This window comes from Mesorhizobium sp. B2-4-17 (genome assembly GCF_006441275.1).
In the GTDB taxonomy this organism is placed as follows: domain Bacteria; phylum Pseudomonadota; class Alphaproteobacteria; order Rhizobiales; family Rhizobiaceae; genus Mesorhizobium.
Window position 1 is genome coordinate 72,306 of sequence record NZ_VFUX01000009.1, and the last position, 12,458, is coordinate 84,763.

The window sequence follows — 12,458 nt, forward strand, 5'->3', positions numbered from 1 at the left end:
CTTTGTTAACCTGGATTCGTTGCCTGCAGGTGTCTAAGGCTGACTTGTGCGAATGTGTCTAGATGGGGCAGAATCCGGTTGGCCTGAGTCGGCCGCGCCGCCGGTCGCCCGTCCGCGCCACTAAGTTACAGGAAGAGAGAAGTGGTCGCGTTCGAGTCCCTTAACATACAATCACCTAAGCGGTCGCCCCAAACCCAGCGGGGTTGGGATGGATTCTTCCCCTACTACGCGGGCTATCCAGAAAGCTTCGCTCGGGCACTGCTAAAGAGCGCACTCCTTCCGAAGGGGGCGGTCGTTCTCGACCCTTGGAATGGAAGTGGTACGACCACATTTTCTGCGTCGCAACTTGGCCTTGTCTCGCGTGGATTCGATCTGAATCCAGTGATGATCGTGATCGCGCGGGCACGTCTGCTATCGCCTTCCGAGGCCGATAGTCTCGAAGCGCTGGCTCGGGACACCATAAAAGGCGTTCGAGCCGATCCACGAATCCTGCGGCCTGACGATCCGCTGCTCTGGTGGTTCGAACTGTCTACAGCTGCGCTCATCCGGGCGCTCGAGCGTCGCATTCGCGGCCAGTTGGTTGGCGAGTATACGTTGACGGCCAACGGCGTTAAACTGGATCATATATCCGGTTTAGCGGCCGCCTTCTATGTGGCGCTGTTTTCCGTTTGCCGACAGATGGCTGGGCATTTTCGCTCATCCAATCCTACTTGGTTCCGCAAGCCTAAGATCGACGAGAGTCTCATCACAGGAGATCGAGAAGCTATCCTCTCGTCGTTTGCGGCGAACGTCAAGAACATGGCCGCCGCCCTAGCTCAGCGCGCTACCGAACAGCATACCGACCATGCAGTAGCGGAGCTACAACTGGCGAACACCACCTTGACCGCTCTGACCGAAGCCAGCGTCGACATGGTGCTGACTTCGCCGCCCTATTGCACACGAATAGATTACAGCGCGGCGACACGCATAGAGCTCGCCGTGATGCATCCCCTGGTTGAGGTGAAGATGGAGGATCTCGGTCGTCAGATGATCGGCTCGACTCGAGTGCCGGATCACGACATTGCAGTAGACGCCGCCTGGGGACCGATCTGTGGCCGGTTTCTTGGGGATCTGAAGGCACATCCGTCAAAGGCTTCAGCCGGTTACTACTACAAAACTCATCTCGACTACTTCGAAAAGATGGCCCTCTCGCTCACCCATCTTGCTAAGGGACTTAAGCCTGCCGGGGCTGCAATCCTCGTGGTCCAAGACTCTTATTATAAGGACATCCACAACGATCTTCCCGGCATAGTGACGGAGATGGGTGCGGCTGCGGGCCTTCAGTTAAGACGGCGCCATGACTTCGAGTTCAAGCGCTCCATGGCCGGTATAAACCCCCACACTCGAACCTATAAGCGCGCCGCTGGGGCCATCGAGGCAGTACTCTGCTTCGAGAAGAGTCGAGAGGCGATCCAGCAATGACAAATGCGTCCCCCTTGATTGAGTCTATTGCCGCAACGTTGAAGCAGGCGAGCACTCAATCCTTGGATCTGTCGTTCAACGAACTTTTGGACATGAGTGAGAACGGTGAACTCAACATAACACCAGATTACCAGCGCCTGTTTCGTTGGAGTGAGGGACAACGATCCCGTTTCATCGAGTCTTTGCTTCTTGAGATGCCGGTGCCGCCCATCTTTGTTATCGAGGAACCGGACGGAACGTATCAATTGATCGATGGACTACAACGTATCTCGTCGTACCTACATATGCGCGCTAAGCTCTCGGCAGCGCATTTGGACCCGCCGGTTGCCCCTGGTGAGTTCCTGATCTTGTCGGATTGCGACATTGTTCCAGCCCTGAATGGCTTGACCTATAACGACTTTCCGACCGCCCTGCAGATCCGACTAAAGCGGGCTTTTATCCGCGTCGAGGTGGTCCGCAAGGAGACCGATCCTCGTTTCAAGTATCATATGTTCAAGCGGCTCAACACAGGCGGGGAGTTGCTGTCGGCGCAGCAGCTACGCAACTGTACTATCCGCCTGCTGGGTGCGGACTTTCCCGATTTCCTCATTCGTATGAGCGAGGTCGACAACTTCAAGGAATGCACCAGTGGCATGACCCCGGCGCGCAAGTTGTCGGCCTTTGATCAGGAGCTGGTCCTCAGGTTCTTCGCCTTGAAGAACAGGCGCGCGCGGTTCAAACACGAGGTTACGGACTTCCTGACCGAATATATGGAAGAGGTGGCCGATCCTATGGAGGCGGAAACTTTCGACTATGAGGTTGAGGAGAGCGTTTTTCGGCGGACTTTCCTAGCTCTACGTAAGGCGCTAGGAGATATGTCCTTCGCTATCGCCTATAAGACGCGTGACAAGCTGACGGCCGGGTTTGGTGCCTATCATTATGAGGCGATAACCATCGGTCTTCAGCCGGTGCTCGACCGTCTGGATCTAAACGATGATGTTGTGATCGAGCGCCTGAAGGACACTCTTATTGCCACCAAGCTTGACCCGGCCTTCATTGAAATGACCACTGGAGGCGGCAAGAATTCGCCTGGCCCGCTGAACGATCGCATCGGCTTTGTAGAACGACGGCTGGTAGATGCGTTCCCCGGATGACGTCTTTCAGGATCTCGAATCAGATCGGCTTCAGCGCGAGGCCGAACTCCGCCTGATCGAGAACATCGCCTCGCGGACCGAGGTCGAGGCTGAGCGCAACATGCTGTTCCGCTCGTTGACCCTCTTGACCTATGCTCATCTGGAAGGCTTCTGCAAGTTCGCTCTGCTGGCCTACGCGGGTGCAGTCAATGCTTTGGCCTTGTCTTGCCGCGACGCAGCCTTCCCAGTACTGGCTGCCAGCCTTGGCGATATTTTCGCGGCACTCCGCAATCCGAACAGCAAGGCACCAGAATTTCGTACTGGCCTGCCGGACGACCAAGAGCTCCATATGCTGTGGAGGGAACGAACGTTCGTCGAAGCCTACGAAGGAATCCTCAGCCGCACGGTCGAGATCCCCGATCGGGTAATCGACACGAAAGCCAATCTGAATTCAGTCGTGCTGAAACGGAACTTATACCAGCTTGGCCTCGACTATCCAGCAATCGATCGGCATCGCGGCACCATCGATCGGTTGCTTGGCGTGCGCAATGCCATCGCACACGGTGATGCTCTGCGGGTGCCGAGCGCCGATCATGTCCGCGAATACACTGCTGTCGCCTTCGAAGTAATGCAGTTCGTTCAAAGTGGTGTCTTCATTGCCCTGCGAGATGGGGCTTTTCGTCGAGTACCATCTATTTAAATCGCAGAGCCATCATATCATATCGCGTGCGGCCGCCACGCACCGTGAACCGTCAACCTGGCTGGTCGATCTGACCAATGGTTGCTCTTGCCCGCCCATTTAACGCACAAGATATTGCCAGCGATCACGTCGTTGCCGTCGAAGTTTCGGTCATCGATCAGAGGACTAGAATACCCCAAGATCAGCTCCAAGTAGAATCTGACCGGGCTCATAGGCTAAGCCCGGCCAGATCTACGCAGCATCACGCAGCGGCAGCGTTGCTCTCGGTCGGCGCGCCAACTTCGGAGGGAGCTGTTTTGGCTTGGAGCCGATCCCATGTCCCAAGATATTGATGAGCCTTGCGGCGGATGGCCTGCCGGCTCTCGTAGCCTCCGCCGACAAAAGTCAGCATCATCTTCCCACGAACCTCCCTCTCACGCATAACATCGGACCAGAACTCGGCGTCGCGCCTCCAGTCGAGCTCTCCTAGCCTCCTGCCCATGGCCGCGATGTCGTCGACCTCCAACGTCACGTCGAGGTCGTGGAAGATGGTCCCTAGTGCCCCCCAGCCTGGGCCTGTCAGATGGATGCTGTTCTTGGTATCCGAGAAACGCTCAGCGCCCATCATTTCGGTCATGCCGCTCAGGAAGCGATTGGCCTGGGTGACAAATTCATCAATACTGTCCTCGGACAGACGGCGCTGCCCCTCCGCCTTGTCCACGTTGGTCTTGGCCTCGGTGAACGCATCGCCCTCGGCGGCGCCGCGCACGAAGCGGACGAGGTGCTGCAGGACTACGAGGGCCGTCGACTTGGCACCGAGTGACGCGGCCTTCGTCTCCATGCCCCCGTTCGACTTGATAACGGCACGATCAGCGAGGCGACGGGTAGCCTCAACATAGATGTCGCTCGAATCGTAGTTCATAGCCATGGTGGGACTGATCGACGTCTGTTTGAAGTTGAAGTCCGCAAATAACTGCCTCAACTCCTTGAGATCGAGAGGCTTGTCGGCCTGCCGCGGCGCAAAGATCACAAGCGGGAGAGTGAACTGGTCGATCAATTCGTTGAGGGCCCTGCGTTCATCAATGCTCAGTGCTTCATCGTTGGCCAATTCCACAAGCTCAATAACTCCAGACACACGAGCGAGACCATCGAGGACGATCCTCCCGTTCGACTTCGACATGTCGAGGTGAAGGGTGCCGGCCCCCTCCACGCCGCTCTCATTGAACGGATCGAACCGGAGATGTCTTTTAACGGCGACGGAAATCGCAGGGAAGGCACCGAGGATTACCGCTAACTGGGAGAACCGCTTCCGGATGTAGGCCTGAATGGCACGGAGACGATCACTGGTGGTGGTGCGCTGGAGTTGGACGTAGATTTGCTCGAGCTCCGGATCGAGCTTCTTCCAGAAGCGCGAACGCGGATCGTGCCCAAGGAATGCCTCCAGCGAGCGCGGCGAGATTTGGGTAGCATAGGTTGCGAGCCGATGACCGTAGGCGCCTTGAACGGCCGCAATGCGGATGGTAAGTTGAGTAGAATTAAGCACGGTGTTCTCCATGGTGCTTGGTTGAATGATGCCGGTGAGGGCAGAAACCTCGCCGGCATTTTCTTTTGGAGCATACCCGACCGGGCGGGGTCAAGACGTCCCCGTAGGTAATTTCCTATTCCCCGTAGGATTTTTCTACGGGGATGGCTACAAATGATGCGGGATTTCGGAAGGCCTGCTGGCTTGTCGGATTGGACGTCGTCCGGATTTCCAGAATCGACATCTCGCAATGCGCCTAACCGCTCGTCGGAGGATGGCAGCGATCTTTCGCAGTGCAATGAGCCGTAGAGCCCCGATCGTGAAGATGCTCAGCCACCCAACCGAAGAACCAATCCTCGTCCCTAACACCAGCCCCTACGACGAAGGAACCCTTGGCTCCTCCACCAGATAAAACCTATCCTTCGGCGAAAAGTCCGTGATCAGAAATGAAAACGAGGCTGTCTTCAGCGGGTCGACCTTGCCTTTGCGGAACAGCAGCCTGTCATAGGGCTCGAAGTCGCGTTTGAATTCGGCGAAGCTGTCGGATTTGATCATTTTGTCCTCGCGCTGCGCCTGGTCGAAGGACAGCCCGTCGCCATAGTCGCTCGGCCGGTTCATGATCGGCTGCAGCTCGAATTCGAATTCGATCCAGGCGTCGCCGCTGTTGTTGCGGGCGACGATCTTCAGCGGCAGGAAGCCGGTCGCGTAATTGCCTGCCGTTCCGAACGGCTGGATCGGCATGGCGGCGCGTATGGTCAGCGTCACCGGGTCCGCGGTCTCCAGTTCCTCGGTGACCACGATCGGGTCGGTGCGCGTTCCGGCGCCGGTGGCCGAAAGGATCCTGAAGCCGCCGAGTTCGTCCGAGAACGAGTAGGCGCCCGCCTGGAAGAGTTTGGTCCCGTCGGCTTCGGCGCGTGGGCAGTCCGCGGCCAGCAAAGCCGCACACACCTGCACACAGCGCAAGCCTCGACCCATCATGGCTCAAGTATGGACGACAATTGCCCGGCCGCCTACTGGCAACAGACGGCATGATGGTGACCGCGATCGATGGGCCCACAGGGTGGTCGCAGGCAAGGGCGCTGCCGCAAAAGGGTGAGCTGGGTTGTCGGATCTGCCGGCGGACCGCCGGAATACACCCTCGCGGCCCGCTGGCGGACAAGGCGCTGTGTCAGCCCGTCGCCTCGCCTCAGCCTGCCGCCATGGCCCGCACGCTCTCGCGTTCCACCAGCGGGCATTCCAGCTTGGTGATGGGATAGCGCCCCCGCCCGGGCGGCGAGGGCGCCTCGAGCTGTTCGATTGCCCATTGGCCCATCGCCATATGCGGCAGGATCGAGGTGGTCAGCGGCGGGAACAGGTGACGGGCGATTTCCTCGTCGTCGTAGCCGACCACGGAGATGTCCTGCGGGATGTGCAGGCCGGCTTCCTTCAGCGCCTCGTAGCAGCCGATCGCCGTGCGGTCGTTCTGGCAGAAGATGGCGGTCGGGCGGTCTTTCAGCGCCAGCAGCTTCACCGTTGCGGCATAGCCCGCGCTGGCCGACCAGTCGCCTTCGACCACCAGTTCGGGGTCGAAGGGGATGTCGGCCGTGGCGAGCGCGCGGCGGTAGCCTTTCAGCCGGTCCTGCGCCGCTTGCATCCAGGGTTCGCCGGTGATGGTGGCGATACGGCGGTGGCCGTGGCTGATCAGGTGCCGGGTCGAACTCTGGCCGCCGGCGATCTCGGAGGGAACCACGGCGGGGAAGGCATAGTCCGACGTGTAGCAGTTGAGCAGGATCACCGGAATGTCGAGGCTGTAGAGAAAGTCGGGCGCCGTGATCTCGCGGGTGAAGATGGTCATGTAGATCAGCGCCGAAATGCCCCGCCGGGTCAGCGCCTGTATGGCGCGGGGCTCCATCACGGCATCGCCCATGGTCTGCGCCACCAGCAGCACGTTGCCGGCATTCCACGAGGCCTGGCGCGCGCCCTCGATGGCCACCACGGCCTCCGGGCTGGTGGCGAGCTGGTCGACGGCAAAGCCGATGACCCCGTCAAGACCTTCAAAGGCCGCAACCGGCGTCTTCAGCGCGGAGAAGGCCGGCGCGCTGTAGCCCAGCGCCCTGGCGGCCTCGATCACCCGCTCGCGCGTCTGCCGCGACAGCCGTATCCCTGGCGAATTGTTCAGCACGAAGGAAACGGTCGCTTGCGAGCAGCCAGCAGCCCTTGCGATGTCGGTCATGGTGACCCGGCCCTTGGGTTTTGCCGGCGCCTTACGGCGCCTCGCTGTCTCCCGATCCGTCGTTTCGCTCATTGCATTCCTGTCCCAATCCCCGGTGCTGTCTAGCGGCAGCCTGCCGGATCGACAAGATGGCGCGGTGGCATCGATTTATAGAAACTGCCCCATGACTTATATCTATTAGCAATCTCGCGGTCCATTGCTCATGCGGCTCCGCACACCAGAAATGCAACGGCAAAGCGGCATTAAGCGCCGCGCGACCAAAGTCTTGGCTAGCCGGCGCGTCGACTGCGGGACCGCAGTGGCAGGGTCAGGTCGAGGTTCGGAACTAATACTGTTTACTAATACAAAAATGCGCTGTAACGTCAATCCGTCGCATCCGGCCCATCGGTTCCGGGGGGCGGCGGAAAGCGAGCGTGGCTGGCCCGATGGCGAGCGGACTTGGGCTCCGCGAGCTTTGTCTCGGACATATGATATGTCAGACAAATCGGACTATTTACGAACGAAGGATGAGTCTCTAAAGTCCCTGGCCGTGGCTGGAACGACGCCATTCTTTCAGTGCCGGGAACCCCTGAGGAGGAGGGGCATCCAAGCCGCAAAAGGCAAATTCAGGTGAGCAAGGCAAATTCTCAGTGAGCAAGACCGGTCGGCCGATGGCTGGACCAAAACGGGAGGTTGAACATGAAGTCTTTGATACGCAATGCATCCGTGGCCGCCGCGGCTCTCGCCGTCGGCCTGGCGGCGACCGCCATCGCGCGCGCCGACGACAAGCCGACGCTGGCCTTCGTCGTCAACGGCGCGTCCGATTTCTGGAAAGCCGCCGAAGCCGGCGTCAAGAAAGCGCAGGGCGAACTGCCCGACTACACGCTTGAGCTCAAATATCCGGAACAATCCTCGGTCGCCATCCAGCAGCGGCTGATGGACGATCTGGTGACGGCCGGCGTCAAGGGCATCATGGTCTCGGCCGTCGATCCCAAGACCTCGACCGATGGCCTGAACAAGATCGCCTCGCAAACCGCGTTGTTCACCACCGACAGCGACGCCCCGCAGACCAAGCGTGTCGCCTATATCGGTTCCTCCAATGTCGATGCCGGCAAGCAGGCGGCCGAAATCGCCAAGAAGGCGATGCCGAACGGCGGCAAATGCCTGGGCTTCGTCGGCCTTCTCGGCGCCGACAACGCCAAGGAGCGCATCCAGGGCATGAAGGATGGTCTCGCCGGTACCAAAATCGAGCTCGTCGACGTGCGCGGCGACGACATCGACCAGGCCCGCGCCAAGAAGAATGTCGAGGACGCGCTGGTCGCCAGCCCCGACGTCACCTGCATGGTCGGCTTCTATTCCTACAACACGCCGCGCATCTATGAAGCGCTGCGCGACGCCGGCAAGCTCGGCTCGATCACCGTCGTCGGCTTCGACGATGATCCGATCACGCTGGGCGGCGTCAAGGAAGGCACCATTGCCGCCACCGTCGTGCAGCAGCCCTTCGAATGGGCCTATCAGGGCATGAAGCTGATGGCAGCCTACCTCAAGGGCGACAAGTCGGGCATCCCGGCCGGCAATCTGATCATCATCCCGACCAAGATCATCGGCAAGGATGATGTCGACGCATATGCCGCCAACCTGAAGGCGATGGCTGGAAAATAAGGCCACAGGCAGTTCAGCCGGCTCAAGCTAGCCTTGAGCCGGCTGCTCGCATTGACGAACACCGCGAGGATCGTCAGTCTGAAGATGGACCAAAATGGCCCACCGGCTGCTGTCAGGCATGATGAATTATTCCGACACATCCATCTCGGCAATCACCCCGTTCCTCAGCCTCGAGAACGTGCGCAAGACCTATCCGGGCGTCGTCGCGCTCGATGGCTTTTCGATGGAGGTGAGGCCTGGCGAGGTCATCGGCCTCGTCGGCGAGAACGGCGCCGGCAAGTCGACCCTGATGAAGATCCTCGGCGGCGTCACCACGCCGGACACCGGCACCATCACCGTCGACGGCACCGCCCACAAGGGCCTGAGCGTCGAAGGCAGCCTTGGCTCGGGCATTGCCTTCGTCCACCAGGAGCTCAACCTGTTCGAGAACCTCGACGTCGCCGCCAACATCTTCTTCGGCCGCGAGCCGCTGCGCGCCGGGCCGCTCAGGCTCGTCGACCGCGCCAGGCTGCGCGAGATGGTGGCGCCGTTGCTCAAGCGCGTCGGCGCCAATTTCTCCGCCGACACGCAGGTCGCCGACCTGTCGCTCGCCCAGCAGCAGATGGTCGAGATCGCCAAGGCGCTGTCGATCAAGGCAAGGCTGGTCATCCTCGACGAGCCGACCTCGAGCCTGCCGATCGCCGAGACCGACAAGCTGCTCGACGTCATCAAGGGGCTGAAGGCCGACGGCATCAGCGTCATCTTCATTTCGCACCGCCTGCACGAGGTCGAGCGTGTCGCCGATCGCGTCGTCGTGCTGCGCGACGGCATGCTGGCCGGCACGCTGGGCAAGCGCGATATAAACCATGACCAGATGGTCAAGCTGATGATCGGCCGCATGCTGAAGGAGCGCGAGAAGGCTTCCGAGGCCGCGCGTGCGCCGGGCGCCGTCGCCCTGTCGGCCAAGGCCGTCCGCACCCCCACCTATCCCGGCCGGCCGGTCGAACTCGACGTCAGGCGCGGCGAAATCCTCGGCCTTGCCGGCCTTGTCGGCTCCGGCCGCACCGAACTGGCACGCGTGTTCTTCGGCATCGACGGCTGCCTCGGCGGCACGCTCGAACTCAACGGCACGCCGCTTGTCCTGCGCTCGGCCGCCGACGCCGTCGCGCATGGCATCTTCCTGGTGCCGGAAGACCGCAAGCTCACCGGCATCCTGCTCGATTTGTCGATCGCGCAGAATATTTCGCTGCCCAATCTGCCGGCCCATGCGAAGCGATCGCTCGTGTCCGCAGGCGCCGAAACGGCAACCGCCGAAAAGCAGAAGAAGAATCTCGGCATCAAGGCGCCCTCGGTGCAGACCCGCACCGGCACGCTGTCGGGCGGCAACCAGCAGAAGGTCGTCCTCGGCAAATGGCTGGCTATGAACCCGAAGGTGATGATCCTCGACGAGCCGACGCGTGGTATCGACATCGGCGCCAAGGCGGAGATTTACGGGCTGATGCGCGCGCTCGCCGATGCCGGGGTCGCCGTGCTGATGATCTCCAGCGACATGGAAGAGGTGATCGGCGTGTCCGACCGCATCGCCGTCATGCATGAGGGCCAGATCTCGGGCATTCTCGACAAGGACCGGTTCAGCCAGGAAAACGTGCTGCTGCTGGCGGTGGGCAAGCAGCCGAAATAGTTTTTGCCTCGGGGTCGCGGAAGCGCGAGCTGCTCGGGCAAGCATTGGGGAGAAGACGATGAGCAAGAAAGATCTCGGCCTGCTGATCCTGATCCTGGTGGTCGGGGCCATCGTTGCCATCATCAACCCGCGCTTCCTGTTGCCGATCAACCTTGCCAACACCTCGAACCTGATCGGCCTGTTCGGCATCCTTTCCATCGGCCAGGCCTTTGTCATCATCACCGGCGGCATCGAGCTGTCGGTCGGTTCGCTGGTGGCGTTGCTGGGCACGCTGTTCATCGACTTCATCGCCGTGCGCGAACTCGACTGGCCGCTGGCCTTCGTGCTGATCATCGCATTGGGGGCCATTATCGGCCTGGTGCATGGCTGGCTGATCACGCGGCTCAAGCTGCAGCCCTTCGTCGTCACGCTGTGCGGCCTGTTGATATATCGCGGCGTCGCCCGCTTCTACACCGCCGACGGCACCGCCGGCTTCGCCTTCGGCCAGAACTTTCCGGAGCTCGAATTCCTCTCTGCCGGCCGCTCCTGGGGCGTGCCGAACTCCTTCTTCGCCTTGATCGTCATCGCCATCGTCATGTGGGTGGTGCTGCACCGCTCGGTGTTCGGCCGTTATCTCTACGCCATCGGCAAGAACGAGGAGGCGGCGAAATATTCGGGCATCCGCACCGGGCGCATCGTCATGGCGGCCTATGTCATCTGCGGCGTGCTGACGGCGCTGTCGGCGATCTATTTCGCCATGTACACGCGCTCGATCTCGCCGGCCAGCCACGGCCAGTTCTACGAGCTTTACGCCATCGCCGCGGCGGTGCTTGGCGGCTTCTCGTTGCGTGGCGGCGAGGGCTCGCTGATCGGCGTCCTCCTCGGCACCGTGCTGCTGCAGGAGTTGCAGAACCTCGTCAACCTGCTCGGCATTCCGTCCTCCCTCAACTTCGCGGTGATGGGTGGCGTTATCCTCATCGGCGTGCTCGTCGACCAGCAATGGGGCGTGTTCCGGGCCCGGCGGCGCATGATCGACGCCAGCCGCAAGACCATAGCTGGCGCGGCCGCTGAGTAACATCCCTGCCACTCTGCGCCGCGCTTGCCCGCACCTTGCGCGGCTGAGCCCGTCAGGCTTCAGCGCGTGCCTGTCGGAGCTACCGGTTGGTCGCGCTTGCGGCGCGGCGAACGCTTTGCAACAGGATGGCGAGACAGCCGACCAGCAGCAACGCGCCGCCGAGCAACGGCGGCAGTGCCAGCAGCTTCACCGCCGCAAGCACGGCGGCCACCAGCACCAGCGCCAGCAGCGCCAGATTGCCGTCATCGACGAACATGCCGAAGAATTCCTTGGCGATAAGACGAATGACGTTCATCGGACGAGCCCTCCAGCGGCTGCGGGGTGGGTAATGCGCAACCAGCGCACCATGGCGAAGGACGCCACCGCGATGATGGCGAAGATGGCGAGCAGGGCGAGATCGGCGCCTGGCCAGTCGGCGCCGATGCCTTCGCCGGTCCAGAAGATGCCGAAGCTGGTCAGCATCAGACCGACCACGAATTTGAGTGCATTCTCCGGAACGCGCGCCAGCGGCCGGTGCACGGCAAGGCCGACAAGCATCACCAGGACGAAGGCCGCCAGCGCACCCAGGCTGGCGTAGAGCGTCTGCCCGTGCGCGGCACCGACGGCAATGACGATGAACACCACCTCGACGCCTTCGAGCAGCACCGCCTTGAACGACGCCAGACCGGCAAGATAGTCGGCGCGGCGGTCATTGGCCTGCCGGTTCAGGGCGGCGGTTTCCTTGGCAAAGGCCGCCTCCTCGTCATGCAGGGCGATCACGCCGACACTGCGCAGGATGGCCTTTCGCAGCCAGCGCATGCCGAACAGGATCAGCAGCACCCCAACAACGAACTGCAGCGTGGAGATCGGCACCAGCGCCAGCAGCGGGCCGAACGCCAGTACCAGGGCCGCCAGCACCGCCAGCGCCAGGGCGGCGCCGGTCAGGGCCGGGCGCCAGCTGCGTGTCACCCCGACCGCGAGCACGATGGTGAAGGCCTCGACGACCTCGACCAAGGAGGCGAGAAATGCCGCCGTGACCGTCGAGAGAATGGGTGTCAGTGTCTGCATGAAGGCGCCCTGTGTCTTCGTTTGATCATGAACTTTTGAAAGGCCGTTTCCACATTCGGCATCGTGGTTA

General features: G+C 61.3%; 11 protein-coding genes. 6 read left to right on the forward strand and 5 right to left on the reverse strand.

The genetic code is table 11. The annotated features are described in order from the left end of the window. Positions 1-384 precede the first annotated feature (384 nt). The 3 genes from FJ548_RS09305 to FJ548_RS09315 are packed head-to-tail and all read left to right on the forward strand — an operon-like array spanning position 385 to position 3,273. A complete protein-coding gene (locus FJ548_RS09305; RefSeq protein WP_246678601.1) occupies positions 385-1,461 on the forward strand; it encodes a hypothetical protein in 1,077 nt (358 codons plus the stop codon). Continuing rightward, positions 1,458-2,594: a DUF262 domain-containing protein gene (locus tag FJ548_RS09310; RefSeq protein WP_140612656.1), complete on the forward strand. Its 1,137-nt coding sequence runs from the start codon at positions 1,458-1,460 to the stop codon at positions 2,592-2,594. Before FJ548_RS09305 ends, FJ548_RS09310 begins: the two co-directional genes overlap by 4 nt. Then, on the forward strand, positions 2,578-3,273 hold the full coding sequence (locus FJ548_RS09315) for an MAE_28990/MAE_18760 family HEPN-like nuclease (RefSeq protein WP_140612654.1): 696 nt from the start codon (positions 2,578-2,580) through the stop codon (positions 3,271-3,273). Before FJ548_RS09310 ends, FJ548_RS09315 begins: the two co-directional genes overlap by 17 nt. Before the next feature lie 241 nt (positions 3,274-3,514). Here FJ548_RS09315 and FJ548_RS09320 read toward each other — a convergent pair whose 3' ends face one another. From FJ548_RS09320 to FJ548_RS09330, 3 genes are all read right to left on the reverse strand, one after another. Next, entirely contained in the window at positions 3,515-4,807 is a 1,293-nt protein-coding gene (locus FJ548_RS09320) for a DNA sulfur modification protein DndB (RefSeq protein WP_140612652.1), read from the reverse strand. Positions 4,808-5,149: 342 nt separating this feature from the next. Beyond that, positions 5,150-5,752 carry a hypothetical protein gene (locus tag FJ548_RS09325; protein ID WP_140777703.1) on the reverse strand — a complete coding sequence of 201 codons (603 nt, stop codon included), beginning with the start codon at positions 5,750-5,752 and terminating at the stop codon, positions 5,150-5,152. A 208-nt stretch (positions 5,753-5,960) separates the two neighbouring features. Further along, complete coding sequence (locus FJ548_RS09330; RefSeq protein ID WP_181165734.1) at positions 5,961-7,058, reverse strand: LacI family DNA-binding transcriptional regulator; 1,098 nt, start codon at positions 7,056-7,058, stop codon at positions 5,961-5,963. A gap of 606 nt (positions 7,059-7,664) precedes the next feature. On the opposite strand from FJ548_RS09330, the gene FJ548_RS09335 reads away from it, so the two are divergent. From FJ548_RS09335 to FJ548_RS09345, 3 genes are all read left to right on the forward strand, one after another. Next, positions 7,665-8,627 carry a sugar-binding protein gene (locus tag FJ548_RS09335; protein ID WP_140612650.1) on the forward strand — a complete coding sequence of 321 codons (963 nt, stop codon included), beginning with the start codon at positions 7,665-7,667 and terminating at the stop codon, positions 8,625-8,627. Positions 8,628-8,748: 121 nt separating this feature from the next. Next, complete coding sequence (locus FJ548_RS09340) at positions 8,749-10,287, forward strand: sugar ABC transporter ATP-binding protein (protein WP_140612718.1); 1,539 nt, start codon at positions 8,749-8,751, stop codon at positions 10,285-10,287. 58 nt (positions 10,288-10,345) lie between these two features. Continuing rightward, positions 10,346-11,341 carry an ABC transporter permease gene (locus tag FJ548_RS09345; protein ID WP_140612648.1) on the forward strand — a complete coding sequence of 332 codons (996 nt, stop codon included), beginning with the start codon at positions 10,346-10,348 and terminating at the stop codon, positions 11,339-11,341. 79 nt (positions 11,342-11,420) lie between these two features. On the opposite strand, the gene FJ548_RS09350 is transcribed toward FJ548_RS09345, so the two are convergent. Both FJ548_RS09350 and FJ548_RS09355 read right to left on the reverse strand, forming a co-directional pair. Beyond that, positions 11,421-11,636, reverse strand: coding sequence for a hypothetical protein (locus FJ548_RS09350; protein WP_140612646.1), 216 nt, complete (start codon positions 11,634-11,636; stop codon positions 11,421-11,423). Then, on the reverse strand, positions 11,633-12,388 hold the full coding sequence (locus FJ548_RS09355) for a COG4280 domain-containing protein (RefSeq protein WP_140612644.1): 756 nt from the start codon (positions 12,386-12,388) through the stop codon (positions 11,633-11,635). The genes FJ548_RS09350 and FJ548_RS09355 overlap by 4 nt, the downstream gene beginning before the upstream one ends. Positions 12,389-12,458: the final 70 nt, after the last annotated feature.

Excerpts from the sequence above, each read along its gene's own strand:
- FJ548_RS09305 (WP_246678601.1), top strand. The coding sequence starts at position 385 with ATGATCGTGATCGCGCGGGCACGTCTGCTATCGCCTTCCGAGGCCGAT.
- FJ548_RS09310 (WP_140612656.1), top strand. The coding sequence starts at position 1,458 with ATGACAAATGCGTCCCCCTTGATTGAGTCTATTGCCGCAACGTTGAAG.
- FJ548_RS09315 (WP_140612654.1), top strand. The coding sequence starts at position 2,578 with ATGCGTTCCCCGGATGACGTCTTTCAGGATCTCGAATCAGATCGGCTT.
- FJ548_RS09320 (WP_140612652.1), bottom strand. The coding sequence starts at position 4,807 with ATGGAGAACACCGTGCTTAATTCTACTCAACTTACCATCCGCATTGCG.
- FJ548_RS09325 (WP_140777703.1), bottom strand. The coding sequence starts at position 5,752 with ATGATGGGTCGAGGCTTGCGCTGTGTGCAGGTGTGTGCGGCTTTGCTG.
- FJ548_RS09330 (WP_181165734.1), bottom strand. The coding sequence starts at position 7,058 with ATGAGCGAAACGACGGATCGGGAGACAGCGAGGCGCCGTAAGGCGCCG.
- FJ548_RS09335 (WP_140612650.1), top strand. The coding sequence starts at position 7,665 with ATGAAGTCTTTGATACGCAATGCATCCGTGGCCGCCGCGGCTCTCGCC.
- FJ548_RS09340 (WP_140612718.1), top strand. The coding sequence starts at position 8,749 with ATGAATTATTCCGACACATCCATCTCGGCAATCACCCCGTTCCTCAGC.
- FJ548_RS09345 (WP_140612648.1), top strand. The coding sequence starts at position 10,346 with ATGAGCAAGAAAGATCTCGGCCTGCTGATCCTGATCCTGGTGGTCGGG.
- FJ548_RS09350 (WP_140612646.1), bottom strand. The coding sequence starts at position 11,636 with ATGAACGTCATTCGTCTTATCGCCAAGGAATTCTTCGGCATGTTCGTC.
- FJ548_RS09355 (WP_140612644.1), bottom strand. The coding sequence starts at position 12,388 with ATGCAGACACTGACACCCATTCTCTCGACGGTCACGGCGGCATTTCTC.